The 25,759-nt window shown below is 52.1% G+C and carries 21 protein-coding genes and 1 pseudogene; 15 read left to right on the forward strand and 7 right to left on the reverse strand.

The features are described 5' to 3' along the window. Positions 1-90: 90 nt before the first annotated feature. The 6 genes from rng to csrD all read right to left on the reverse strand — a co-directional run bounded on the left by rng (position 91) and on the right by csrD (position 7,051). A complete protein-coding gene (gene rng, locus N7E69_RS05930) occupies positions 91-1,560 on the reverse strand; it encodes a ribonuclease G (protein ID WP_000123188.1) in 1,470 nt (489 codons plus the stop codon). Next, positions 1,550-2,143, reverse strand: a complete 594-nt coding sequence (locus N7E69_RS05935; RefSeq protein ID WP_000210304.1) for a Maf family protein — start codon at positions 2,141-2,143, stop codon at positions 1,550-1,552. Before N7E69_RS05935 ends, rng begins: the two co-directional genes overlap by 11 nt. 8 nt (positions 2,144-2,151) lie before the next feature. Continuing rightward, positions 2,152-2,640: a rod shape-determining protein MreD gene (gene mreD, locus N7E69_RS05940; RefSeq protein ID WP_000179403.1), complete on the reverse strand. Its 489-nt coding sequence runs from the start codon at positions 2,638-2,640 to the stop codon at positions 2,152-2,154. A gap of 2 nt (positions 2,641-2,642) precedes the next feature. Next, positions 2,643-3,695 carry a rod shape-determining protein MreC gene (gene mreC / locus N7E69_RS05945; RefSeq protein ID WP_000802538.1) on the reverse strand — a complete coding sequence of 351 codons (1,053 nt, stop codon included), beginning with the start codon at positions 3,693-3,695 and terminating at the stop codon, positions 2,643-2,645. Between the two features lie 64 nt (positions 3,696-3,759). After that, positions 3,760-4,803 (reverse strand): rod shape-determining protein MreB, encoded by a 1,044-nt coding sequence (gene mreB, locus N7E69_RS05950; RefSeq protein ID WP_000913396.1) that lies wholly within the window; start codon positions 4,801-4,803, stop codon positions 3,760-3,762. Positions 4,804-5,110: 307 nt separating this feature from the next. Next, positions 5,111-7,051: an RNase E specificity factor CsrD gene (gene csrD / locus N7E69_RS05955; RefSeq protein ID WP_001241378.1), complete on the reverse strand. Its 1,941-nt coding sequence runs from the start codon at positions 7,049-7,051 to the stop codon at positions 5,111-5,113. A 203-nt stretch (positions 7,052-7,254) separates the two neighbouring features. Between csrD and N7E69_RS05960 the strand changes: the two genes are divergently transcribed. From N7E69_RS05960 to N7E69_RS06020, 13 genes are all read left to right on the forward strand, one after another. Beyond that, positions 7,255-8,229, forward strand: coding sequence for an MDR family oxidoreductase (locus N7E69_RS05960; RefSeq protein ID WP_001148247.1), 975 nt, complete (start codon positions 7,255-7,257; stop codon positions 8,227-8,229). 112 nt (positions 8,230-8,341) lie between these two features. Further along, positions 8,342-9,346, forward strand: a complete 1,005-nt coding sequence (gene msrP / locus N7E69_RS05965; protein ID WP_000723872.1) for a protein-methionine-sulfoxide reductase catalytic subunit MsrP — start codon at positions 8,342-8,344, stop codon at positions 9,344-9,346. Beyond that, positions 9,347-9,946 carry a protein-methionine-sulfoxide reductase heme-binding subunit MsrQ gene (gene msrQ, locus N7E69_RS05970; RefSeq protein ID WP_001240055.1) on the forward strand — a complete coding sequence of 200 codons (600 nt, stop codon included), beginning with the start codon at positions 9,347-9,349 and terminating at the stop codon, positions 9,944-9,946. A gap of 392 nt (positions 9,947-10,338) precedes the next feature. Next, positions 10,339-10,809 carry an acetyl-CoA carboxylase biotin carboxyl carrier protein gene (gene accB / locus N7E69_RS05975; protein WP_000354626.1) on the forward strand — a complete coding sequence of 157 codons (471 nt, stop codon included), beginning with the start codon at positions 10,339-10,341 and terminating at the stop codon, positions 10,807-10,809. A 10-nt stretch (positions 10,810-10,819) separates the two neighbouring features. Next, positions 10,820-12,169, forward strand: coding sequence for an acetyl-CoA carboxylase biotin carboxylase subunit (accC, locus tag N7E69_RS05980; protein ID WP_000884627.1), 1,350 nt, complete (start codon positions 10,820-10,822; stop codon positions 12,167-12,169). Between the two features lie 108 nt (positions 12,170-12,277). Then, positions 12,278-12,520 (forward strand): YhdT family protein, encoded by a 243-nt coding sequence (locus N7E69_RS05985; protein WP_000340018.1) that lies wholly within the window; start codon positions 12,278-12,280, stop codon positions 12,518-12,520. Beyond that, positions 12,510-13,961: a sodium/pantothenate symporter gene (gene panF / locus N7E69_RS05990; RefSeq protein ID WP_001175741.1), complete on the forward strand. Its 1,452-nt coding sequence runs from the start codon at positions 12,510-12,512 to the stop codon at positions 13,959-13,961. Before N7E69_RS05985 ends, panF begins: the two co-directional genes overlap by 11 nt. A gap of 11 nt (positions 13,962-13,972) precedes the next feature. Continuing rightward, positions 13,973-14,854 (forward strand): 50S ribosomal protein L11 methyltransferase, encoded by an 882-nt coding sequence (gene prmA / locus N7E69_RS05995; protein ID WP_001145857.1) that lies wholly within the window; start codon positions 13,973-13,975, stop codon positions 14,852-14,854. A gap of 660 nt (positions 14,855-15,514) precedes the next feature. Further along, entirely contained in the window at positions 15,515-16,480 is a 966-nt protein-coding gene (gene dusB, locus N7E69_RS06000) for a tRNA dihydrouridine synthase DusB (RefSeq protein WP_001752768.1), read from the forward strand. A 25-nt stretch (positions 16,481-16,505) separates the two neighbouring features. Continuing rightward, positions 16,506-16,802 (forward strand): DNA-binding transcriptional regulator Fis, encoded by a 297-nt coding sequence (fis, locus tag N7E69_RS06005; protein WP_000462905.1) that lies wholly within the window; start codon positions 16,506-16,508, stop codon positions 16,800-16,802. Positions 16,803-16,887: 85 nt separating this feature from the next. Further along, on the forward strand, positions 16,888-17,772 hold the full coding sequence (gene yhdJ / locus N7E69_RS06010; RefSeq protein WP_000642611.1) for an adenine-specific DNA-methyltransferase: 885 nt from the start codon (positions 16,888-16,890) through the stop codon (positions 17,770-17,772). A gap of 82 nt (positions 17,773-17,854) precedes the next feature. Next, entirely contained in the window at positions 17,855-18,019 is a 165-nt protein-coding gene (locus tag N7E69_RS06015) for a DUF2556 family protein (RefSeq protein WP_000620015.1), read from the forward strand. A 150-nt stretch (positions 18,020-18,169) separates the two neighbouring features. Then, complete coding sequence (locus tag N7E69_RS06020) at positions 18,170-20,269, forward strand: putative bifunctional diguanylate cyclase/phosphodiesterase (RefSeq protein WP_001145332.1); 2,100 nt, start codon at positions 18,170-18,172, stop codon at positions 20,267-20,269. 2 nt (positions 20,270-20,271) lie between these two features. Here N7E69_RS06020 and envR read toward each other — a convergent pair whose 3' ends face one another. Then, positions 20,272-20,934 (reverse strand): acrEF/envCD operon transcriptional regulator, encoded by a 663-nt coding sequence (envR, locus tag N7E69_RS06025; RefSeq protein ID WP_001085725.1) that lies wholly within the window; start codon positions 20,932-20,934, stop codon positions 20,272-20,274. Positions 20,935-21,347: 413 nt separating this feature from the next. Here envR and N7E69_RS06030 point away from each other — a divergent pair. Then, a pseudogene (locus N7E69_RS06030) lies at positions 21,348-22,501 on the forward strand (efflux RND transporter periplasmic adaptor subunit). Positions 22,502-22,512: 11 nt separating this feature from the next. Beyond that, positions 22,513-25,626, forward strand: a complete 3,114-nt coding sequence (locus tag N7E69_RS06035; RefSeq protein WP_039507786.1) for an efflux RND transporter permease subunit — start codon at positions 22,513-22,515, stop codon at positions 25,624-25,626. The last annotated feature ends 133 nt before the right edge of the window (positions 25,627-25,759 follow it).

The raw sequence follows: 25,759 nt of genomic DNA on the forward strand, positions 1-25,759 counted from the left end.
AAAAATACGACTCACACCCGTTGAGGGTATATTGCCGGATGGCGGCGCTTGCGCCTTATCCGGCCTACATGCGCTGGTGCTACTACTCAATTACATCATTACGACGTCAAACTGCTCCTGGTTATAAAGCGGTTCGACCTGAACTTTAACCTGTTTGCCGACAAAGATTTCGACTTCCGCCAGCGCGTGTGATTCTTCGCCTTTCAGCGCTTCCGCCACCGCAGGAGAAGCATAAACCAGGAAGCGATCGGAGTCATAAGCGTGATGAACACGTACAATTTCACGCATGATCTCATAACAGACGGTTTCCACCGTTTTTACCGTCCCGCGGCCATGACAGGTTGGACACTCGTTACAAAGCACATGTTCCACGCTTTCACGGGTCCGTTTACGGGTCATTTCCACCAGCCCCAGCGGCGAAAAACCGTTAATACTGGTTTTCACGCGATCCTTACTTAACGCCTGTTCCAGCGAATGCAGCACCCGGCGGCGATGATCTTCATTATTCATGTCGATAAAATCGATAATGATAATGCCGCCCAGATTACGCAGGCGTAGCTGGCGGGCAATGGCCTGAGTCGCTTCAATATTGGTATTAAAAATGGTGTCGTCGAGATTACGGTGTCCGACAAACGCGCCGGTATTGATATCTACCGTCGTCATCGCTTCGGTTTGGTCGATAATCAGATAACCGCCAGACTTGAGTTCAACCTTACGCTCCAGCGCGCGCTGGATCTCATTTTCCACGTCATAAAGATCGAAGATCGGCTGATGGCCACTGTAATGCTCCAGCTTACTGGTCATTTCCGGGATGTATTCTGCGGTAAACTCCAGCAGCGACTCATAGGTCAGACGTGAGTCGACGCGAATTCGGTCCAACTGCGCATCGGCGAAATCGCGCAGCACGCGCTGCGCCAGCGCCAGTTCGCCATACATCTGGTAGCGCGTTTGCGGACGCTTTTTGCGCTCCATGACTTTCGTCCAGACGCGCTTGAGATAGGCGGCGTCAGACGCGAGATCCTCTTCACACACGCCTTCCGCCGCGGTGCGGATAATAAACCCGCCCTGTTCGTCGCAGTATTCCGCCACCACCTTTTTCAGGCGCTCGCGTTCACTTTCGCTTTCGATACGCTGGGAAACGCCAACGTGTGACGCGCCGGGCATAAAAACAAGGTAACGGGAGGGCAACGTGATGTCCGTGGTCAAACGCGCGCCTTTCGTGCCGAGCGGATCTTTCACTACCTGCACCATCAGATCCTGTCCCTGACGCACCAGTTCGGAGATATCGCGCACGGTAAACTGTTTTTGCTCGTCGCCCGCCACGCATTCGGTATGCGGCATAATGTCGGAAGCGTGAAGAAATGCGGCTTTATCCAGCCCAATATCTACAAAAGCCGCCTGCATACCTGGAAGTACACGACTTACACGACCTTTGTAGATATTGCCTACGATTCCGCGTCGCGCTTCGCGCTCAATATGGATTTCCTGAAGAATACCGCCATCAATGTACGCCACGCGCGTTTCCGATGGCGTTACGTTTACCAACAATTCAGCCGTCATGTTTATCCCTTTTATCACGCAGTGCGTTAAAATGACTCAACAACTCATACGTTTCAACCAGCGGTAAGCCGACCACGGCGTGATAGCTGCCATTTATCTTCCTGACAAAACAGCCACCCCGCCCCTGAATACCGTATGCACCTGCTTTATCTAAAGGCTCGCCGCTGGCGACATAGCCAGTAATATCCTGCGCAGAAAGCGTGCGGAAAGTCACCTCCGTTACCACCACACAATCCAGCGTCTGCTGCGAGTCCGCAAGCGCAACAGCAGTCATCACCTGATGCGTATTTCCGGAAAGCAAACGCAGCATTTCTGCGGCATGAGCGGCGTCGCACGGCTTTTCCAGCACCTCGCCGTTTAACACGACTATCGTATCCGCGCCCAACACCGGCAGATCACGGGGAACCAGCGCCACGCCAGCCTGCGCCTTTTCGCGTGCCAGCCGAACAACATACTGCTGCGCGCTTTCCTGAGCACGCCGTTGCTCTTCAATACCAGGCACGACCTGCTCGAATGAAAATCCAAGTTGAGTCAATAATTCCTGGCGACGCGGGGAACCGGAAGCAAGATACAGAGTTGTCATATCGACCTTTATTGCACAGCAAACTGCTGGCGTACTTTACGCATCAGCAAAAAGAGCCAGGGCCACAGCACGCCATTGACTACACTACTCCAGAACACTTCCGGTCTGAAAGAGACGTTGATCACTAAAAACTCGGCCCAGAAAACAATAATGTCCACGGCCAGTGAAAGCAACATTACCACCAGCGCCTGCTGCCAGAGCGCCAGGTTACGGAAGAGCTGGAATTTCAGAGCGACCAGATAGGCGACAATACTCATCGACAGAGCGCGCACGCCAAGTGTGGAACCGCTGATGAGATCAAGTATGGCACCCATCACAAATCCCGTCCCCACATTTACGCGGTGCGGCAGGGCCAGAATCCAGTACAGTAAGATGAGCAAAACCCAGTTTGGCCGGAAAACAATGATGTCGTCCGGCCAGGGCATGATTTGCAGCAACAGCGCAATAAGAAACGAGAGCCAGATAACCCAGCGCCCCTGGCTACGATAGCTCGCCACCATTACCCTCCCGGCGCACGCGCAGGCGGCGTGGTCGCGCCCGAAGGCGATGGTTGCGTTGATACCGGCGCCGTCTGGCCCGCAGATGGCTGAGTAATCCCCGTCGCCGGGTCCGGCACTGGCGCCGGCGGCCCCATCGCATCCGGAGAAGGCAACACCTGCGGCATCATCTGCATCAGGCGCTCATTGGCGACGCGGTGAACCTCTTCCGGCGTCATCGGATTGGCGCCGTTACGATCGGCTCCCCACAACAGCAGCAGATAGCGTAAACGCTGCAAACCCGCGGTTGGACGTGCCTGAATGACGGTATAGGCGCGCTGAGTGTCCAGCTTGACGGAGGAGACCACCGCCACCGGATACCCTTCCGGGAAACGCCCACCAAGTCCGGACGTTACCAGCACATCGCCAACGCGAATATCGGTATTGGCGGGCAGATGTTCAAGCTGAAGATCGTCAGTGCAGCCGTTACCGGCGGCAATCACGCGGATGTCATTGCGCAGTACCTGAATCGGCAGCGCATGAGTCGCATCGCAAATCAGCAGTACGCGACTGGTCAGTTTCGCCACGGCGACAACCTGCCCTACGACGCCTTTGTCGCTAATGACCGGTTGACCTTCATATACGCCATTAACGCTGCCTTTATCGATAACGACCTGATCGCTGTAAGGATCGTTAACCGTTGAAATAACCTGAGTCACCATTTTCTGCTCGTCCTGACGCAGCGGCGACCCCAGCAGCTCGCGCAACCGCGCGTTCTCCTGTTTGTACTGCCCCAGCATCAGCAGGTCGCTGTTTTTTAGCAGTAATTCCTGGCGCAGCGCCCGATTTTCCAGCTCAAGCTGGTCGCGAGAAGCCAGCGTTTGCGACACGCTGTCGAGCAGTTCACGAGGGCCGTTTGAAATAAAATAGAAAGGACTGACGGCAGTGTCCATGTACGTTCGGATTTGACTGAACGTCCCCAGGCGGCTGTCGGCAATGATAACGCCGAGCGCCACCAGCACCGCCAGAATAAGGCGAATCTGTAGCGACGGGCCACGGCTAAAAATTGGCTTCATAGGCTATGCGTATTCTCGCGTCGGAGAGGCAGGACAATCCAGGGATAATCCTGCCCGTATCCAACTACTCTTCGCTGAACAGGTCGCCGCCGTGCATATCGATCATTTCCAGCGCCTTGCCGCCGCCGCGCGCCACACAGGTCAGCGGATCTTCAGCAACCACGACAGGAATGCCCGTCTCTTCCATTAACAGACGGTCAAGGTTACGCAACAGCGCGCCGCCGCCGGTGAGCACCATACCGCGCTCGGAGATGTCTGACGCCAGCTCCGGCGGACACTGTTCCAGCGCCACCATTACCGCGCTGACGATACCGGTCAACGGTTCCTGCAACGCTTCCAGAATCTCGTTTGAGTTCAGGGTAAAGCCGCGTGGAACGCCTTCCGCCAGGTTACGGCCACGCACTTCGATCTCGCGGACTTCGTCGCCCGGATAAGCGGAACCGATTTCGTGTTTAATACGTTCTGCGGTGGCTTCACCGATCAGAGAACCGTAGTTACGACGAACGTAATTAATGATGGCTTCGTCGAAGCGATCACCACCAATACGGACAGAAGAAGAGTAAACCACGCCGTTCAGGGAGATAACAGCAACTTCAGTGGTACCACCACCGATATCCACAACCATTGAACCGGTTGCTTCAGAAACTGGCAGACCTGCGCCGATCGCGGCCGCCATCGGCTCTTCGATCAAAAAGACTTCACGGGCGCCTGCGCCCTGAGCGGATTCACGAATTGCGCGGCGTTCTACCTGCGTCGCGCCGACCGGCACGCATACCAGTACGCGCGGGCTTGGGCGCATAAAGCTGTTGCTGTGCACTTGTTTAATAAAGTGCTGGAGCATTTTTTCAGTCACGAAGAAGTCAGCGATAACGCCGTCTTTCATCGGACGGATCGCAGCGATATTGCCCGGCGTACGGCCCAGCATCTGCTTCGCATCATGACCGACTGCAGCCACGCTTTTCGGCGAACCGGCACGATCCTGACGAATGGCCACAACGGAAGGCTCATTCAATACGATGCCTTGTCCTTTTACATAAATGAGGGTATTCGCGGTACCCAGGTCAATGGACAGGTCATTGGAAAACATGCCACGAAATTTTTTCAACATACTAAGGGATAATCCTGAAAGCTGGGGCGGAAAACAAAATCCGCTTACTTTACCAACCACACGCAGCAGCGACAAGGCGCAAAAATCATCTGCTACGGTGAAAATTAGTGCAGTTCGTTTCCTTTGTTACAAATCTCGGCCTGAGTCCCTCAGGGCTGAAAAAATCAGCAGCAATCCTCGCCTTCGTTTGCAACCTGTCAAAGGTCATTCACCTGCATATTTGCTGCAACAATCTGGCGAGCAGACAAGCACACCCCCATGAGGCGCAGCGCGCGTTATTCTACGTGAAAACAAATTAAACGGCAGGTTAAACCGAGTATCTTTGCGAATATTTTTTCACGTTTGTGTCAAGTAGTTGGGAGGAGGCAAAAAAATCACCCTGCCCGCCAGCCACGCCGCGTTTTGTCAGCGTCTGCCACTCGCCGCGCGAACGGACGCCCGTCGCGTAAACCTGCGTAGGCGTACCCGCGCAGGCCTCTACCAGACTTTGAACCAGAAGCTGGTTTTCCGTTCGCTTCTCAATGTTTCTGACCAGACTCGGATGCAGCTTGAGTAATTCCACATTGAGCGCTTTAATCCAGCTCGTGCTAACCAGCGTCAAACCCGCCTGTGTCACCGCCACCCGAACGCCAAGCGCATTGACTAAGCGAAGGATGGGTTGTAACCGACAGATGTGTTGACAAACATCTGCCTCCGCAAGTTCAATAATTATGCGATTTCGCTGTGATTTTTCACACTGCATTAACGTATCGCGCAACCAGCGCTGAAAACGCGGACGAATCAGCGACTCGACCGTCAACTGCATTGCCAGATTTTCATCCGGCCAGTAGCCCAGCAACGTAATCAGGCGGCTAATTTGTAATCTGTCATACTCTTCCGATAAACCAAATTGCAACACCATCGGCATATACTCCGCCGAGCTCACCTCTTCTTTACCGTCATAGATGCGACACATCAATTCCCGATGATGTACGCGACCTTCTCGCGTGACCGCCGGTTTTTGATAAAGTCGCGGTCCGCCCCGGTTCAGCGTCTGCTCAATCAATGTGCGCCAGCGCACATTGCCGCGCCCTTTTTCCGGCAGCGTGTCGTCGTAGATAGCCCAGCTATTTCCCCCCTGCAGGGCGGCGTTCCGCGCCGCGGCTTCAGCATGTTCCATCACCTGCTCGGTGGACTGTCCGCTGCGCCAGGCGCAAATGCCGATATGTACCATATCGTCACGATCAAGCATTTTGTTAGCCGGTAGCGCATCGACAGCTTTTAAAAGTTGTCCGGCAATACTTTCCGCTTCTTTCAGCGTTCGATGCGGTAGCAGCACGGCAAAGTCGCTGCGGTGATAACGCGCCAGCAGCGAGCCTGGGTAACGCATAATAAATGTCGATAGCAGATTGATAAGCATAAACATCTGCTCTTCCGCCTGATTGCCTCCCAGGCTGTCGCGCAGAAGATTGAAGTCTGGCAAGCGGATCATCATCACCACGCCATGCACTCCCACTTTTTCCTGATCTTCCAGCAGCGTCGCCAGTTGGTTATCAAAGAACAGACGGTTACCGAGTCCGGTGTTGGTGTCTTGCGCGGCGTAGGAGCGAATGAGGGTGTCCAGGCGGCTACGCTGTTCGTGAGCAAACTGAATTTCGGAAAGCAATACATCAAGCGCGCTACTGGTGCGCGCTGGCCATTCGTAAACAGAACCGCGGACATTCGCCCCGCGTTCGCCGTTCAGAATACGCGTTGAGCGAATTTCCAGAAGCTCCTGCCCGGAAAGCTGCCGCTGCAGCCAGCGCACCGATAAAAACAAAATCAGAACGATAAAACCGATCGCCAGCGTTAGCGGCGCCGTGGTGATCAGTGAGTGAAAATAGTTACCCATCGGGTCCTGATAAGCCAGACGTAGCGACATTCCTGGATGTTTTATCAGCGGTACGACCAGCTCGCGATACATGTCGCTGGTGCCGGCTGGCCGATAACCTCTGGCACGAGAATGGCTGTAGACGCTGCGCTCCCCCTGCAACAGATCGACACGCACAATATCGGAAGCGATCATGAGTTCGTCGATTTGCGGCGTCAGCGAGACAATATCATGGGTCACCAGGTGCGTATCAATGGCTGTCGCCGTCGCCTGCACACGGCTGACATACTTATACTGTACGGCGTTATAAAAGCTTAGCGAGCAACCTATCAGAGTCACGAAGATCGTTAACCCCGTGAGCAGCGTGATAAAAGCTGAGAATTTCGTCGTTAATCGCATCCTTGAGTTAACTCCGACGGTTATAAACAGTATGAAAAAGCGAATCTGAAGGCGGAATTCGCCACGGCGCGCAATGAAGCAGGCATACTACCAAAATGGATCTATCTGGCAATTTATTGCGTTGCATCGGCATCACGTTTTAATTAGCGAGTATAGTCTTCGTAGCTATTTTTCCAATCTACCATGTAAAGTGAGGACAGGTTATGCAGGCGTTGATCTTAGAACAGCAGGACGGTAAAACCCTCGCATCCGTGCAACATCTCGAAGAGAGTCAACTGCCGGCAGGTGATGTGACGGTGGATGTCCACTGGTCCAGCCTGAATTATAAAGATGCTCTGGCTATCACCGGAAAAGGGAAAATTATCCGTCATTTTCCGATGATTCCTGGTATTGATTTCGCCGGCACCGTTCACGCAAGCGAAGATCCTCGCTTTCATGCAGGCCAGGAAGTACTACTGACTGGCTGGGGCGTGGGCGAAAACCACTGGGGCGGCCTGGCCGAACGCGCACGCGTTAAAGGCGACTGGCTGGTCGCGCTGCCTGCGGGACTGAGCAGCCGTAACGCCATGATCATCGGCACCGCCGGTTTTACCGCCATGCTGTGCGTCATGGCGCTTGAAGATGCAGGTATTCGCCCGCAAGACGGTGAGGTTGTCGTCACCGGTGCCAGCGGCGGCGTGGGCAGCACTGCCGTTGCATTACTGCATAAGCTGGGCTATCAGGTTGCAGCAGTATCAGGACGTGAAAGCACCTACGGCTATCTTAAGAGCCTGGGAGCTAACCGTATTCTCAGCCGCGATGAGTTTGCTGAATCTCGCCCGTTGGAAAAACAGCTATGGGCCGGTGCAATTGATACCGTTGGCGATAAAGTGCTGGCGAAAGTGCTGGCACAGATGAACTATGGCGGTTGCGTGGCCGCCTGCGGCCTGGCGGGCGGCTTCGCGCTGCCGACCACCGTTATGCCATTCATTCTGCGTAATGTGCGTTTGCAAGGGGTGGACTCGGTGATGACCCCACCGGCACGTCGCGCAGAAGCCTGGGCGCGTTTGGTTAAGGATCTGCCGGAATCGTTCTATGCTCAGGCCGCCACAGAGATTACGCTGGCGGATGCGCCGAAGTTCGCCGATGCCATCATCAATAATCAGGTTCAGGGCCGTACGCTGGTGAAGATAAAATAACGTCACGTATAAAAAAATTTACACTTAATTAACTATTTATTTTTACACATTGACACACTCCCTGTCATATTCACTACACGCCATGTTGTGGTGGGTAGACCGGGAGTCTGTGATGAAAAAGATACGTCCATTAACAGAAGCCGATGTGACTGCGGAATCGGCTTTTTTTATGCAGCGCCGACAGGTGCTAAAAGCATTAGGCATCAGCGCGGCCGCCTTATCCTTACCCTCAACGGCGCAGGCCGATCTCTTCAGTTGGTTTAAAGGCAACGATCGTCCGAAAGCGCCTGCCGGTAAACCGCTTGAGTTTAGTCAGCCTGCCGCCTGGCGAAGCGATTTAGCGTTAACGCCGGAAGATAAGGTGACGGGCTACAACAATTTCTATGAGTTTGGCCTTGATAAAGCCGACCCGGCGGCCAATGCCGGAAGTCTGAAAACCGAACCGTGGACGTTGAAAATCAGCGGGGAAGTCGCGAAGCCATTTACGCTGGATTATGACGATTTAACACATCGTTTCCCATTAGAAGAGCGTATCTATCGAATGCGCTGCGTCGAAGCGTGGTCCATGGTCGTGCCGTGGATTGGTTTCCCTTTATATAAGCTACTCGCGCAGGCACAGCCCACCAGCCACGCTAAATATGTGGCATTCGAAACGCTATACGCGCCGGATGATATGCCAGGACAGAAAGATCGTTTTATTGGCGGCGGACTGAAATACCCTTATGTCGAAGGGCTACGTCTGGACGAAGCCATGCATCCGCTGACTCTGATGACCGTTGGCGTCTATGGTAAGGCGTTACCCCCGCAAAACGGCGCGCCCATTCGACTCATCGTTCCATGGAAGTATGGTTTTAAAGGTATTAAATCTATTGTCAGCATTAAACTCACCCGCGAACGTCCGCTAACCACCTGGAATTTGTCGGCTCCCAACGAATATGGTTTTTACGCCAATGTGAACCCGCATGTGGATCATCCACGCTGGTCTCAGGCTACCGAACGCTTTATTGGTTCAGGCGGTATCCTCGATGTGCAAAGGCAGCCGACGCTGCTGTTTAACGGCTATGCCAATGAAGTCGCTTCGCTGTATCGCGGTCTCAATTTGCGGGAGAATTTTTAAGTGCGTCTGACAGCAAAACAGATAACCTGGCTAAAAGTTTGTCTGCATCTTGCCGGTTTTTTGCCGCTTCTGTGGCTCTTTTGGGCGATAAATCACGGTGGACTCAGCGCAGACCCGGTAAAGGATATCCAACACTTTACCGGCAGAACCGCGCTCAAATTTTTGCTCGCCACCTTGCTGGTTTCACCGCTGGCGCGCTACGCTAAACAGCCATTATTGATACGCACACGCCGCCTGTTGGGGTTATGGTGTTTCGTTTGGGCTACGCTGCATTTAACCAGCTATGCCTTACTGGAACTGGGGATACATAACCTGGCGTTGTTAGGAAGCGAGTTGATTTCACGCCCTTATTTGACGCTTGGGATCATTAGCTGGCTGGTGTTATTGGCGCTGACGTTGACCTCAACGCAATTTGCGCAGCGTAAATTGGGCAAACGCTGGCAAACACTGCATAACGTCGTCTATCTTGTCGCGATCCTGGCTCCCATACATTACCTGTGGTCGGTAAAGATTTTATCACCGCAACCGGTCATCTACGCGACATTAGCGTTAGCCCTTTTAGCGTTGCGTTACCGGAAGTTTCGCCAGTGGTGGCGCTAGTTTGGTGAACTGTGCGGTCGATTGCAAAACGCAAAACAGGTAATGTCCTTTTTATGTTTCGGGTTGATTATCTTCCCTGATAAGACCAGTATTTAGCTGCCAATTGCGACGAAATAGTTATAATGTGCGACTTTACATTCCCCAACGGCGATTTTCGTTCGCAGAAAGGGTGACAATCGAGCAATGAAGGTATATTTTGTTTTTTGCCCGAAAATGGCAGAAGATAGCCACACAATGACTGGCAAATCATGAATTTCACCTTCGGGTGCTACGGCATAACAGGCAAATCAAAGATGCGCGGTATTTTACCCGCGGCAGTCATTCACATGCTTTACAGACGGCGCTAAAACGCCTGTCACAATCACACTAAACAAAGAGTACGGAACCCACTCATGGATATTCGTAAGATTAAAAAACTGATCGAGCTGGTTGAAGAATCAGGTATCTCCGAACTGGAAATTTCTGAAGGCGAAGAATCTGTTCGCATCAGCCGCACAACGGCAAACGCCGGTTTTCCGGTGATGCAGCAGGCTTATGCGGCGCCGATGATGCAGCAACCCGCTCTGTCTAACGCTGTCGCGCCAGCGGCTACTCCAGCAATGGAAGCGCCTGCCGCAGCGGAAATCAGTGGTCACATCGTACGCTCCCCAATGGTTGGTACTTTCTACCGCACCCCAAGCCCGGACGCGAAAGCGTTCATCGAAGTGGGCCAGAAAGTGAACGTGGGCGATACCCTGTGCATCGTTGAAGCCATGAAAATGATGAACCAGATCGAAGCTGACAAAGCAGGTACTGTGAAAGCGATTCTGGTCGAAAGTGGTCAACCGGTAGAATTTGACGAGCCACTGGTCGTCATCGAGTAACGAGGCGAACATGTTGGATAAAATTGTCATCGCCAACCGCGGCGAGATCGCACTACGTATTCTTCGAGCCTGTAAAGAACTCGGCATCAAGACCGTCGCTGTGCACTCAAGCGCGGATCGCGATTTAAAACACGTATTGCTGGCGGATGAGACGGTCTGTATTGGCCCGGCACCGTCCGTAAAAAGTTATCTGAACATCCCGGCTATCATTAGCGCCGCTGAAATCACCGGCGCGGTGGCAATCCACCCGGGTTACGGCTTCCTTTCTGAGAACGCCAATTTTGCCGAGCAGGTTGAACGCTCCGGCTTTATCTTTATCGGCCCGAAAGCGGACACCATCCGCCTGATGGGCGATAAAGTGTCCGCGATTACCGCGATGAAAAAAGCGGGCGTGCCGACCGTACCAGGATCTGACGGCCCGCTGGGCGACGATATGAATGCGAACCGCGCTCATGCCAAACGTATTGGCTATCCGGTGATCATCAAAGCGTCCGGCGGCGGCGGCGGCCGCGGTATGCGCGTGGTTCGTAGCGATGCTGAACTGGCGCAGTCCATCTCCATGACCAAAGCGGAAGCGAAAGCGGCTTTCAGCAACGACATGGTATACATGGAAAAATACCTGGAAAATCCACGCCACATCGAAATTCAGGTGCTGGCGGACGGCCAGGGCAACGCTATCTATCTGGCGGAACGCGACTGTTCCATGCAGCGTCGCCACCAGAAAGTGGTTGAAGAAGCCCCGGCGCCAGGCATTACGCCGGAACTGCGTCGCTATATCGGCGAACGCTGCGCGAAAGCGTGCGTAGACATCGGCTATCGCGGCGCAGGGACGTTCGAATTCCTGTTCGAAAACGGCGAGTTCTATTTCATCGAAATGAACACCCGTATTCAGGTTGAACACCCGGTGACTGAAATGATTACCGGCGTCGATTTGATCAAAGAGCAGTTGCGCATCGCGGCGGGTCAGCCGCTGTCGATCACACAGGACGAAGTTGTCGTTCGAGGCCATGCGGTAGAATGCCGTATCAATGCCGAAGATCCGAACACCTTCCTGCCAAGCCCAGGCAAAATCACGCGCTTCCATGCGCCTGGCGGCTTTGGCGTTCGCTGGGAATCTCATATCTACGCGGGCTACACGGTTCCGCCGTACTATGATTCCATGATCGGCAAACTCATCTGCTACGGTGAAAACCGCGACGTGGCGATTGCCCGTATGAAAAATGCCCTGCAGGAACTGATTATCGATGGTATCAAAACCAATATCGATCTGCAGACCCGCATCATGAATGACGAGCACTTCCAGCACGGTGGAACCAACATCCACTATCTGGAGAAAAAACTCGGTCTTCAGGAAAAGTAATCGCACGTTAATCTCAAAAGGCCGGTGAATCCGGCCTTTTTTATTTCTGGGGATAGCGATGCCCCATCATGTACAATTCCCGCTTTCTTCACCCATAAGGGACAAAAAATGGACGCTCGTTTTGTTCAGGCCCATAAAGAGGCGCGCTGGGCGCTGTGGCTGACCCTTTGCTATCTGGCGGCATGGTTAGTGGCTGCTTACTTACCTGGAGACTCGCCGGGAATTACCGGTCTGCCGCACTGGTTCGAGATGGCCTGCTTATTGACGCCGCTGGTCTTTATTTTGCTGTGCTGGGCGATGGTGAAATTCATTTATCGCGATATTTCGCTGGAGGATGACGATGCAGCTTGAGGTCATTCTACCGCTGGTAGCCTATCTGGTCGTGGTCTTCGGGGTCTCGATTTACGCTATGCGCAAGCGTACCGCCGGCACTTTTTTAAACGAATATTTTCTTGGCAGCCGTTCGATGGGCGGGATCGTGCTCGCGATGACGCTTACCGCCACCTATATTAGCGCCAGTTCATTTATCGGCGGTCCCGGCGCGGCTTATAAATACGGTCTGGGCTGGGTCTTGCTGGCGATGATCCAGCTTCCCGCCGTCTGGCTTTCACTGGGTATTCTGGGTAAAAAATTCGCTATCCTGGCGCGTCGCTATAATGCCGTCACGCTTAACGATATGCTATTCGCGCGTTACCAAAGCCGCCTGCTGGTGTGGTTGGCAAGCCTGAGTTTATTGGTCGCGTTTATTGGCGCAATGACCGTACAATTTATCGGCGGCGCGCGACTGCTGGAAACCGCGGCGGGAATTCCCTACGAAACCGGCCTGCTAATATTTGGCGTCAGTATCGCACTCTATACGGCGTTTGGCGGCTTTCGCGCCAGCGTACTTAACGATACGCTACAGGGCCTGGTGATGCTGGTCGGCACGATAGTGCTGCTGGTGGGCGTGATCCATGCGGCGGGCGGTCTAAGTCAGGCCGTTGACACGCTGCACGCTCTCGACCCCAAACTGGTAACGCCGCAGGGCGCCGATGACATACTTTCTCCCGCCTTTATGACCTCTTTTTGGGTACTGGTCTGTTTTGGTGTGATTGGCCTGCCGCATACGGCGGTGCGCTGCATCTCCTATAAAGACAGTAAAGCGGTACACCGGGGCATTATTATCGGTACGATTGTCGTGGCGATTTTAATGTTCGGGATGCACCTTGCCGGCGCGCTGGGTCGCGCGGTGCTTCCGGATCTGACGGTGCCGGATCTGGTGATCCCAACGCTAATGGTGAAAGTTTTGCCGCCGTTTGCCGCCGGGATCTTCCTCGCTGCGCCAATGGCGGCGATCATGTCAACAATTAACGCCCAACTGCTGCAAAGTTCCGCGACGATCATTAAAGATCTCTATCTCAACCTGCGCCCCGATCAGATGCAAAATGAGATCCGGCTGAAGCGTATGTCGGCAGCGATTACATTACTGCTAGGCGCGCTGTTGCTGCTGGCCGCATGGAAACCGCCAGAGATGATCATTTGGCTCAACCTGCTGGCGTTTGGCGGCCTGGAAGCGGTGTTCTTATGGCCGCTGGTATTGGGCCTTTACTGGGAGCGGGCAAACGCGGCAGGCGCATTAAGCGCCATGATCGTGGGCGGCGTGCTATATGCCCTGCTTGCCACATTTAATATTCAGTACCTGGGCTTTCATCCGATTGTGCCCGCGTTACTGTTAAGTTTATTGGCTTTTCTGATCGGAAACCGATTCGGCTCTTCCGCTTCGCAAGCCACCGTATTGTCTACTGATAAATAAAGAGTTTTGCCATGCCATGGATCCAATTGAAACTGAATACCACCGGCGCGAATGCTGAAGAGCTGAGTGATGCGCTGATGGAAGCGGGCGCCGTTTCCATTACCTTTCAGGATACGCACAATACGCCGGTTTTTGAGCCGTTGCCGGGCGAAACCCGTCTGTGGGGCGATACCGATGTGATCGGTCTGTTCGACGCCGAAACCGACATGAAAGACGTTGTCGCGATTCTGGAGCAACATCCGCTGCTGGGTGCCGGATTTGCCCATAAAATCGAACAACTGGAAGATAAAGACTGGGAACGCGAATGGATGGATAATTTCCATCCGATGCGTTTTGGCGAGCGTCTGTGGATTTGTCCCAGCTGGCGTGACATTCCGGACGAGAATGCCGTCAACGTGATGCTCGACCCGGGACTGGCGTTCGGTACGGGTACGCACCCCACCACCTCTTTATGTCTGCAATGGCTGGACGGGCTCGATCTCAACGGCAAAACCGTGATCGACTTTGGCTGCGGTTCAGGCATTCTGGCGATTGCCGCGCTGAAACTGGGAGCGGCAAAGGCGATTGGTATTGATATCGATCCGCAAGCTATTCAGGCCAGTCGCGATAATGCTGAACGCAACGGCGTGTCTGACCGGCTGGAGCTGTACCTGCCGAAAGACCAGCCAGAAGCCATGAAAGCCGACGTGGTCGTCGCTAACATCCTGGCAGGCCCATTACGCGAACTGGCCCCGTTAATCAGCGTACTGCCCGTTGAAGGCGGTCTGCTGGGGCTTTCAGGTGTTCTCGCCAGCCAGGCGGAAAGCGTCTGCGATGCTTACGCCGAGCTTTTCACTCTCGACCCGGTCGTCGAAAAAGAAGAATGGTGCCGCATTACTGGCCGTAAGAAATAATTCTTGTCAGCGTGGTCGCCCGGCCACGCTTTTCTCCACACAACTGCCTTAACGCCTTTCAGGCACCGAGACATCATTAAATTCATCAAATGAATGCCTGAAATAACTTCTTTGTCACTATCCGTCTGGATAAACAGCTGCTACCAGCGGACAAAAGATACTGGCGTTTTAACGGGTCGCAGCCATCGCCCTCGTACTTAGTAATGCTGTCCGGGTTGTTCTGCAGCATCCGCTAACCCTCTCTTCAGCGCAGCTGGAAAAATTTATCCGTGCCATTCATGAACACAAAAGCGCATCTGTGCGCCCCCTTCCGACTGGCAATGGAGAAAAATCACGCGCAGCGGGAAGTGATCTTGTCCTGAAACGAGACGGCGATCCCATTCATTTGGGGTAATTAGCTTATAAAAAAAGCAGATTATTCCGCTTATCTTGTTTCTGGACGAAGAAATAGAGAGAAGTTACGGGAATTTGTAAGCGCGTACAAAACCGCCGACAATAAATAACCCTATGATTTTACTGAATTATAAATTTATTTTGCTGTTTTTAAGCACGATTCATTGATCTACAACAGTGGATTGTTCAAAGTTTGGCCTTTCATCTCGTGCAAAAAATGCGTAATATACGCCGCCTTGCAGTCACAGTATGGTCATTTCTTAACTCATGCGCATCGGACAATATCAGCTCAGAAATCGCCTGATCGCAGCGCCCATGGCTGGCATTACTGACAGACCTTTCCGGACGCTGTGCTATGAGATGGGAGCAGGATTGACAGTATCCGAGATGATGTCTTCTAACCCGCAAGTGTGGGAAAGCGATAAATCTCGTTTACGGATGGTGCACGTTGATGAGCCAGGAATTCGCACGGTGCAAATTGCCGGTAGCGACCCTGTTGAGATGGCCGATGCCGCACGTATTAACGTGGAAAGCGGCGCCCAGATTATTGATATCAATATGGGGTGCCCGGCGAAGAAAGTGAATCGTAAGCTGGCAGGTTCAGCCCTCTTGCAGTACCCGGATTTAGTGAAGTCTATACTCATCGGGGTCGTAAACGCAGTGGACGCTCCTGTGACTCTCAAGATTCGCACCGGCTGGGCGCCGGAACACCGTAACTGCGTAGAGATTGCCCAACTGGCTGAAGATTGTGGTATTCAGGCTCTGACCATCCATGGCCGCACCCGCGCCTGTTTGTTCAACGGAGAAGCTGAATACGACAGTATTCGGGCAGTTAAGCAGAAAGTTTCCATTCCGATTATCGCGAATGGCGACATTACTAACCCGCATAAAGCCAGAGCTGTTCTCGACTATACAGGGGCGGATGCCCTGATGATAGGCCGCGCAGCTCAGGGAAGACCCTGGATCTTTCGGGAAATCCAGCATTATCTGGACACTGGGGAGCTGCTTCCGCCGCTGCCGCTGGCAGAGGTAAAGCGCTTGCTTTGCACGCATGTTCGGGAACTGCATGACTTTTACGGTCAGGCAAAAGGGTACCGAATCGCGCGTAAACACGTCTCCTGGTATCTCCAGGAGCACGCTCCAGACGACCAGTTTCGGCGCACATTCAACGCTATTGAGGACGCCAGCGAACAGCTGGAGGCGTTGGAGGCATACTTCGAAAATTTTGCGTAAACAGAAATAAAGAGCTGACAGAACTATGTTCGAACAACGCGTAAATTCTGACGTACTGACCGTTTCTACCGTTAACTCTCAGGATCAGGTAACCCAAAAACCCCTGCGTGACTCGGTTAAACAGGCACTGAAGAACTATTTTGCTCAACTGAATGGTCAGGACGTTAATGACCTGTATGAGCTGGTACTGGCTGAAGTAGAACAGCCCCTGTTGGACATGGTGATGCAATACACCCGTGGTAACCAGACCCGTGCTGCTCTGATGATGGGCATCAACCGTGGTACGCTGCGTAAAAAATTAAAAAAATACGGCATGAACTAATTTCGATTAGCTAACTGCTTGTTTAAAAAGGCGCTACTCGGCATGGGGAAGCGCCTTTTTTATACGCATCACATGGAATTTGGTCATGAAAGCGGAATGTGAACCTCAGTACTTTGGCGATGAATCGAAGAAGATTATTCACGGTGACGCGCTAACAGAACTTAAAAAACTGCCTTCTGAAAGCATTGACTTAATTTTTGCCGATCCGCCTTACAATATCGGAAAAGATTTCGACGGTATGGTGGAGTCCTGGGACGAAGCGTCTTTTCTGGCCTGGCTGTATGAATGCATTGATGAGTGCCACCGCGTACTGAAGAAACACGGCACCATGTACATCATGAATAGCACAGAAAATATGCCGTATATCGATCTCAAATGCCGAACGCTTTTTACCATCAAAAGCCGTATCGTCTGGTCCTATGATAGTTCCGGGGTGCAGGCGAAAAAATACTTTGGTTCTATGTATGAACCGATCCTGATGATGGTAAAAAACCCGAAAAGCTATACCTTTAACCGTGATGCGATTCTGGTCGAAACCACTACGGGCGCTAAGCGCGCGCTAATCGATTATCGAAAAAACCCGCCCCAACCATACAATCAGAAAAAAGTGCCGGGCAACGTCTGGTCATTTCCTCGCGTACGTTATCTGATGGATGAATATGAAAACCATCCTACGCAAAAGCCCAGCGCGCTGTTAAAACGGATCATACTGGCCTCTTCTAACCCGAGCGATACCGTATTGGACCCTTTCGCGGGCAGTTTCACCACAGGCGCTGTCGCAGCGGCGTCAGGTCGTAAGTTTATCGGTATTGAACTCAATAATGAGTACGTAAAAATGGGGCTCAGAAGATTGAGCGTCACTTCGCATTATTCAGAAAATGAACTTGCAAAAGTCAAAAAGAGAAAAACACAAAACCTGTCCAAAAAGCAGCGAAATGTCGGGATAAACGCGCTATCTTCAGAGAAGTAAAAGCATTGTAAGTCCGCTTTTCAGCGTCAAAATTTCATGTATATTCCCAGCACGCATGGGCATGAATACACAGGATTTGACGATGATACGTAAGTATTGGTGGCTGGTTGTTTTTGCCGTCTCCGTTTTTCTTTTTGATGCGCTTTTGATGCAATGGATCGAATTGATGGCAACTGAACAGGATAAGTGCCGAAACATGGATTCGGTTAACCCTCTCAAATTGATCAATTGTACCGATCTGGAGTAGCGAACCGGGCGATTTAACCTATGATTATTTATCACCCGGATTTCTTTTATCCCTTATAAAAACAGGGAATTAAAACACGTTGAGGATAAAAGAAGGGGTGATACTGTCTCGTCCTGTTCTTTTCCTGCATAACCAATGAGCTAATGATACATGCCGGTTAGTGAGTACAACCACATCCTTGTGGCGGTTTCATTTGCTGTCGCTATTTTTGCGTCCTATACCGCATTAAATATGGCCGGACGCGTAGCCGGAAGCGCCCGATCAAACGCCAGAATATGGCTAATGGGCGGCGGCTTCGCGCTGGGCGTCGGTATTTGGGCGATGCATTTTGTCGGGATGCTGGCGATGGATCACGCGATGAACATGCGCTTCGATCCGTTCCTCACCGGCCTCTCCATGCTGATCGCGATCGGCTCCTCCCTGTTTGCGCTATGGCTGGTCAGCGCTGAAAAACTGCGCCTGCGCCGTTTACTGCCGGGCGCGCTGGTGATGGGACTGGGCATCAGCGCAATGCATTATACCGGGATGGCGGCGCTGCAATTTGCTTCCATTATCGTCTGGAATAGCGCGTGGGTTGCCCTCTCTATCATTATCGCGCTACTGGCGTCCTGCGGCGCGCTGTGGCTCACGTTCCGCCTGCGTCATGAGGGAACAGATGTCGCCCTGAGGCGAGCAGGCGCCGCGGTATTAATGGGGATAGCTATCGCCGGCATGCATTACGCCGGCATGAAGGCCGCACACTTTCCCCAAAACTGGCCGATGGAGCATCGTGGCGTCGATAGCAACTGGCTGGCTGTTCTTGTCAGCGTGGTCGCGCTGACTATCCTGGGTATTACTCTGCTGGTTTCTTTATTTGACGCCCGGCTTCAGGCCCGTACCGCACTACTTGCCTCTTCGCTGGCGCAGGCGAACCAGGAACTGGCGCAGTTGGCGCTGCATGATACGCTCACCCGTTTACCAAACCGGGTGCTTCTTGAGGATCGTCTGGAACAGGCCATCAGCAAAGCGAATCGGGAAAACACGTCTTTCGCGCTACTGTTTATGGATCTGGATGGCTTTAAAACCGTTAATGACGCTTATGGTCATGATATCGGCGATAAGCTACTGGTAGCGGTCACGCATCGTCTGAACCAACCGCTGAGCGGGCAGTTTACCCTGGCGCGGATTGGCGGCGACGAATTTGTGCTGCTTGCAGAAGTCAGCGCGCCTGACGAAGCGGCTTCCCTTGCCAGCGCGCTGGTACATTCGATAGATGCGCCCTTTACAATAGATCCGTACGAACTGGTCGTCACCCTTAGCGTGGGAATAGCGCTCTATCCGCTGGACGGAAAAAACGAACGGGAACTGATGTTCAACGCCGATGCCGCAATGTACCACACGAAACATACGGGGCGTAACGGATACCATTTCTTTCAGCCATCAATGAATATGCTGGCGCAAACCCAACTTCAGCTAATGAATGACCTGTGGCTGGCGCTGGAAAGACAAGAGCTCAGGTTAGTGTATCAGCCTAAATTTCAGGCTTCTGCCGGCCCTATTGTAGGATTTGAGGCCCTGTTGCGCTGGTATCATCCAAAACAAGGCGTACTGAATCCTGACCAGTTTTTACCGCTGGCGGAAAAAACGGGTCTTATCGTCACTATCGGTAGCTGGGTGATAGACGAGGCGTGTCGACAGCTCCGCGAGTGGCACTTACAGGGATACGACTTATGGTCAGTGGCGGTAAATCTGTCCGCCTTACAATTTGAGCAGCCCGGGCTTGTGGACACCATTACGCGGAGCCTGGCCCGACACAGTATCCGTCCCGATTTATTGATTCTGGAAATCACCGAAACCACGGCGATGAACAAGCCAGAGCAAAGCGTCGCTATACTCACCAGATTAACGGAAATGGGGGTTAAGGCCTCTATTGACGACTTTGGCACCGGTTATTCCAGCCTTCTCTATCTGAAACGTCTTCCGGCGTGCGAACTAAAAATTGATCGCGCTTTCGTACATGAACTCAGCGAGGCAGGCGACGGCGCGACCATTGTTGCGGCTATTGTCGCGCTGGCGAAAGCGTTAAATCTGCAAATTGTGGCAGAAGGGGTAGAGAATGAAACGCAGCAACAATTTTTGACCCAGTTAGGATGCCATACGCTTCAGGGGTTCCTGCTTGGCAAGCCGCGTACGGCAGAGGAAATTGCTCGCGATATTCGGGATCCTGCCAATATATTCACAAGGTCAATATATAATATCAACTCAAAATAATCTCAGGCTTCTTCCGCCTGTTGTTCATTTGGCATTAATTGCCTCACACTGCCATCCGGGCTTAGCATTTTTAATACATTATCGACTAATGCAGGCGCCTGCTTATAAAGATCATAACTTGTGGGATTCATTAACCAGTTTTTTACTATTCCGCTAAAACTACCATGCAGAATAATTAATATGACATCCAGATCAAGACTGCCTGAGATCAGTTTTTTATCCATACATCGCTGTAATACTTCAAGCAGCGACTGATGATGGAAACCCATCTTCTCCCGAATGGCCTGTTCCGATATCATACCATTATGGAATTCACATTTATGATATAAAATCTGCATTAATGCCTGCTGACGAGGCACTGCCGCAATATATTGTAAGGCTGCAATAAATTTCTCTCGTAGATCCTGTAAAGGATTATCATTCCAGCATCCCGTAAGCCTATCCTGAATAAGTTCGCGTAAAGGTGGTTGCTGTAACCAAACCTCATTAAACAACTGCGTTTTATTCTCAAAGTGCCAGTAGATGGCGCCCCGCGTGACATCAGCGGCATCAGCGATATCATTCAACGTCGTGTTGGCAACGCCGCGCAAAGCGAACTGCGCAATAGCGGTTTCAATCAAATGTTGCCGCGTTTTAAGCGCATCCGCCTTCGTTTTCTTCGCCATAATTAAGATATCCTGGACCATAAAAACGATAAATACGCTGATAAAATACTCAGCACAAAAAACAACTTTATCATGTCCTTTTTAGTCAGACGAGAGACAGCTATTTTTATTTCGCACAATATCGCCAAATCAATAATAAAAACAAATAAATTAATAAAACACATTCATATAAAATATATATTTCTATTTATGTTATTCAACATCATGATTTTACTAATCGGGACATTATGAAACAACAGGGAATAGTTCTTTTTTTTTGCTTTTATGTGCCGTGAACCCCATCCCAAAATAAGTATTGCTTACATCACAAGCTAATAATTTGTAGGATACCCCACTGCTATTCTATTTTTCGCGCGTTAACGCCTTACCGTTATCCGGTGAATAACGAGCTTTCGGTTTTTTAAGGAACAGTAATGACGAAACATGCCAGGTTTTCACTCCTGCCCTCATTCATCATATTCTCTGCTGCGCTGCTGGCCGGTTGTAATGACCAGGGAGATACCCAGGCTCATGCCGGCGAGCCGCAAGTCACCGTCCATGTGGTCGAAACAGCGCCGCTAGCCGTAACGACCGAACTTCCCGGACGTACGTCCGCATTTCGCATTGCGGAGGTTCGCCCCCAGGTGAGCGGGATCGTGCTTAAAAGAAACTTCACCGAAGGTAGCGATGTAGAGGCCGGGCAGTCGCTCTATCAGATCGATCCTGCCACTTATCAGGCTGATTATGACAGCGCTAAAGGCGAACTTGCTAAAAGCGAAGCGGCTGCGGCTATCGCGCACCTGACGGTCAAACGCTATGTTCCACTGGTCGGCACAAAATATATCAGCCAACAGGAATATGATCAGGCGATTGCCGACGCCCGCCAGGCCGATGCCGCCGTTGTGGCGGCAAAAGCCGCTGTTGAAAGCGCATTAACCTTGCGTATACCAAAGTCACCTCACCCATCAGCGGGCGTATAGGAAAATCTAATGTGACTGAAGGCGCGCTGGTGACTAATGGTCAGTCAACTGAACTGGCTACCGTGCAACAACTCGATCCGATTTATGTCGACGTGACGCAATCAAGCAACGACTTTATGCGACTCAAGCAATCCGTCGAACAAGGTAACCTGCATAAAGACAGCGCCAGTAGCACGGTTCAACTGGTAATGGAAAATGGTCAGGTCTACCCGATTAAAGGCACGCTGCAATTTTCCGACGTTACCGTAGATGAAAGCACCGGCTCTATCACGCTCAGGGCGGTGTTCCCTAACCCGCAACACAGTCTGCTTCCCGGTATGTTTGTTCGCGCCCGCATTGATGAAGGCGTCCAGCCCAATGCCATCCTTGTCCCCCAGCAGGGCGTAACCCGCACGCCGCGCGGCGACGCAATGGTGATGGTGGTTAACGATAAAAGCCAGGTCGAAGCCCGCAATGTCGTGGCGGCGCAGGCTATTGGCGATAAATGGCTCATCAGCGAAGGGTTAAAACCGGGCGATAAGGTCATCGTCAGCGGCTTACAAAAAGCGCGACCGGGCGTCCAGGTGAAAGCCACTACCGATGCTCCTGCAGCGAAAACGGCGCAATAAGGTAACCGTACATGGCAAACTTTTTTATTAGACGTCCTATTTTCGCCTGGGTTCTGGCCATTATCCTGATGATGGCTGGCGCACTGGCAATAATGCAACTTCCCGTTGCGCAGTATCCAACCATTGCGCCGCCAGCGGTTTCTATTTCTGCAACCTATCCTGGCGCGGATGCGCAGACGGTACAGGATACGGTTACTCAGGTTATCGAACAAAATATGAACGGTATCGATAACCTGATGTATATGTCCTCTACCAGCGACTCTGCTGGTAGCGTGACCATCACCCTGACCTTCCAGTCCGGAACCGATCCGGATATCGCGCAGGTTCAGGTGCAAAATAAATTGCAGCTCGCCACGCCTTTACTGCCGCAAGAAGTCCAGCAGCAGGGGATTAGCGTTGAAAAATCCAGCAGCAGCTTTTTGATGGTCGCCGGGTTCGTCTCAGATAATCCGAACACTACCCAGGACGACATCTCTGACTATGTCGCCTCTAACATTAAGGATTCTATCAGCCGTCTGAATGGTGTGGGCGACGTTCAGCTATTTGGCGCACAGTACGCCATGCGTATCTGGCTGGATGCGAATCTGCTAAATAAATACCAGCTCACGCCAGTTGACGTCATCAACCAGTTAAAAGTACAGAACGACCAGATTGCGGCAGGCCAACTGGGCGGCACGCCAGCATTACCGGGCCAGCAGCTTAACGCCTCAATCATCGCCCAAACGCGTCTGAAAGATCCGGAAGAGTTCGGCAAAGTTACGTTGCGCGTCAATACCGACGGCTCTGTCGTCCATCTCAAAGATGTCGCGCGTATTGAGCTTGGCGGTGAAAACTATAACGTTGTAGCGCGCATTAACGGTAAACCGGCCTCCGGTCTCGGTATTAAACTGGCGACCGGCGCTAACGCGCTGGATACCGCAACCGCAATCAAAGCGAAACTGGCGGAGCTGCAGCCTTTCTTCCCCCAGGGAATGAAGGTGGTTTATCCTTATGACACAACGCCCTTCGTAAAAATATCTATCCACGAAGTGGTAAAAACGCTGTTTGAAGCGATTATTCTGGTGTTCCTGGTAATGTATCTGTTCTTACAGAATATCCGGGCAACCCTGATTCCTACCATCGCTGTTCCTGTCGTGTTGCTAGGCACTTTTGCGGTACTCGCCGCCTTTGGCTATTCCATCAATACCCTGACGATGTTCGGCATGGTACTGGCGATAGGGCTGTTGGTTGACGATGCGATAGTGGTCGTAGAAAACGTTGAACGTGTAATGATGGAGGATAACCTTCCTCCCCGAGAGGCGACGGAAAAATCCATGTCGCAGATTCAGGGAGCGCTGGTTGGTATCGCGATGGTACTGTCTGCGGTATTTATCCCGATGGCCTTTTTTGGCGGCTCGACCGGGGCAATTTATCGCCAGTTCTCTATTACTATTGTTTCAGCAATGGCGCTATCCGTTCTGGTTGCGTTGATTCTGACGCCAGCGCTGTGCGCTACGCTGCTTAAACCCGTATCTGCTGAACATCACGAGAAAAAAAGCGGCTTCTTTGGCTGGTTCAATACCAGGTTTGACCACAGCGTTAACCACTATACTAACAGCGTAAGCGGCATCGTGCGTAATACGGGTCGCTATCTCATTATCTATCTACTTATTGTAGTCGGAATGGCGGTTCTGTTTTTACGCCTCCCGACCTCCTTCCTGCCGGAAGAAGATCAGGGGGTATTCCTGACCATGATTCAGCTCCCCTCTGGCGCTACGCAAGAACGTACGCAGAAAGTGCTGGATCAAGTCACTCATTACTACCTGAATAATGAAAAAGCGAACGTCGAAAGCGTGTTTACCGTAAACGGCTTTAGCTTTAGCGGTCAGGGACAAAACTCAGGGATGGCATTTGTCAGCCTTAAACCCTGGGAAGAGCGTAACGGTGAAGAAAATAGCGTCGAAGCCGTTATCGCCAGAGCGACACGCGCCTTCAGCCAGATTCGCGACGGGTTGGTGTTCCCCTTCAACATGCCAGCAATTGTCGAGTTAGGTACCGCGACAGGTTTCGACTTTGAACTGATTGAGCAGGGAGGACTCGGTCACGATGCGTTAACAAAAGCGCGTAATCAACTCCTGGGTATGGTCGCGAAGCATCCTGACCTATTAGTGCGCGTACGCCCGAACGGGCTGGAAGACACGCCACAGTTCAAGCTGGATGTCGATCAAGAAAAAGCGCAGGCGCTCGGTGTTTCGCTGTCTGATATCAACGAAACCATCTCCGCGGCGTTGGGCGGCTATTACGTTAACGACTTTATCGATCGCGGACGAGTGAAAAAAGTATACGTTCAGGCTGACGCTCAGTTCCGTATGCTGCCGGGAGATATCAACAATCTTTATGTACGCAGCGCCAATGGCGAGATGGTGCCCTTCTCTACCTTTAGCTCAGCACGGTGGATTTATGGTTCGCCACGCCTGGAACGCTATAACGGGATGCCGTCAATGGAACTGCTCGGTGAAGCAGCGCCCGGACGAAGTACCGGTGAAGCCATGTCGTTAATGGAAAACCTGGCTTCACAGCTGCCAAACGGTATTGGCTATGACTGGACAGGTATGTCGTATCAGGAACGGTTGTCAGGTAACCAGGCGCCGGCGCTGTACGCAATCTCACTCATTGTCGTTTTCCTCTGCCTTGCCGCTCTGTATGAAAGCTGGTCAATTCCGTTCTCGGTAATGCTGGTCGTACCGCTCGGCGTGGTTGGCGCTCTGCTTGCAGCGTCATTGCGCGGTCTGAACAATGACGTTTACTTCCAGGTTGGCTTGTTAACCACTATTGGCCTTTCTGCTAAAAACGCCATCCTGATTGTCGAGTTCGCCAAAGATCTCATGGAAAAAGAAGGACGTGGATTGATTGAAGCGACGCTGGAAGCATCCCGTATGCGTTTACGTCCTATTCTAATGACCTCGCTGGCCTTTATTCTCGGGGTAATGCCGTTAGTTGTCAGTCGTGGCGCAGGTAGTGGGGCACAGAACGCAGTAGGCACAGGGGTTATGGGGGGAATGTTAACCGCAACCTTATTAGCTATCTTCTTCGTGCCAGTATTCTTCGTTGTTGTAAAACGCCGATTTAATCGCCATCATGATTAACCGGTAAACAGAGGCGTCTTCGGACGCCTTTTTAAACGGTACGTCTTTATCTCCGCTATTCCCCCCTCTCCGCTTACCTCTGCATTCTCCATAGTTTTTACAATTCACATGAATTGAGATGATTCCTCATGTC

Origin of the sequence: Salmonella sp. 3C, assembly GCF_025426275.1 — a bacterium.
GTDB lineage: Bacteria > Pseudomonadota > Gammaproteobacteria > Enterobacterales > Enterobacteriaceae > Salmonella > Salmonella enterica.

Coding starts and splice junctions, on each gene's coding strand:
- envR (WP_001085725.1), bottom strand. CDS start 20,934: ATGGCGAAGAAAACGAAGGCGGATGCGCTTAAAACGCGGCAACATTTG.
- dusB (WP_001752768.1), top strand. CDS start 15,515: ATGCGCATCGGACAATATCAGCTCAGAAATCGCCTGATCGCAGCGCCC.
- mreC (WP_000802538.1), bottom strand. CDS start 3,695: ATGAAGCCAATTTTTAGCCGTGGCCCGTCGCTACAGATTCGCCTTATT.
- N7E69_RS06015 (WP_000620015.1), top strand. CDS start 17,855: ATGATACGTAAGTATTGGTGGCTGGTTGTTTTTGCCGTCTCCGTTTTT.
- N7E69_RS05960 (WP_001148247.1), top strand. CDS start 7,255: ATGCAGGCGTTGATCTTAGAACAGCAGGACGGTAAAACCCTCGCATCC.
- mreB (WP_000913396.1), bottom strand. CDS start 4,803: ATGTTGAAAAAATTTCGTGGCATGTTTTCCAATGACCTGTCCATTGAC.
- msrP (WP_000723872.1), top strand. CDS start 8,342: ATGAAAAAGATACGTCCATTAACAGAAGCCGATGTGACTGCGGAATCG.
- rng (WP_000123188.1), bottom strand. CDS start 1,560: ATGACGGCTGAATTGTTGGTAAACGTAACGCCATCGGAAACGCGCGTG.
- fis (WP_000462905.1), top strand. CDS start 16,506: ATGTTCGAACAACGCGTAAATTCTGACGTACTGACCGTTTCTACCGTT.
- N7E69_RS05985 (WP_000340018.1), top strand. CDS start 12,278: ATGGACGCTCGTTTTGTTCAGGCCCATAAAGAGGCGCGCTGGGCGCTG.
- N7E69_RS05935 (WP_000210304.1), bottom strand. CDS start 2,143: ATGACAACTCTGTATCTTGCTTCCGGTTCCCCGCGTCGCCAGGAATTA.
- N7E69_RS06020 (WP_001145332.1), top strand. CDS start 18,170: ATGCCGGTTAGTGAGTACAACCACATCCTTGTGGCGGTTTCATTTGCT.
- csrD (WP_001241378.1), bottom strand. CDS start 7,051: ATGCGATTAACGACGAAATTCTCAGCTTTTATCACGCTGCTCACGGGG.
- prmA (WP_001145857.1), top strand. CDS start 13,973: ATGCCATGGATCCAATTGAAACTGAATACCACCGGCGCGAATGCTGAA.
- N7E69_RS06035 (WP_039507786.1), top strand. CDS start 22,513: ATGGCAAACTTTTTTATTAGACGTCCTATTTTCGCCTGGGTTCTGGCC.
- yhdJ (WP_000642611.1), top strand. CDS start 16,888: ATGAAAGCGGAATGTGAACCTCAGTACTTTGGCGATGAATCGAAGAAG.
- panF (WP_001175741.1), top strand. CDS start 12,510: ATGCAGCTTGAGGTCATTCTACCGCTGGTAGCCTATCTGGTCGTGGTC.
- accC (WP_000884627.1), top strand. CDS start 10,820: ATGTTGGATAAAATTGTCATCGCCAACCGCGGCGAGATCGCACTACGT.
- accB (WP_000354626.1), top strand. CDS start 10,339: ATGGATATTCGTAAGATTAAAAAACTGATCGAGCTGGTTGAAGAATCA.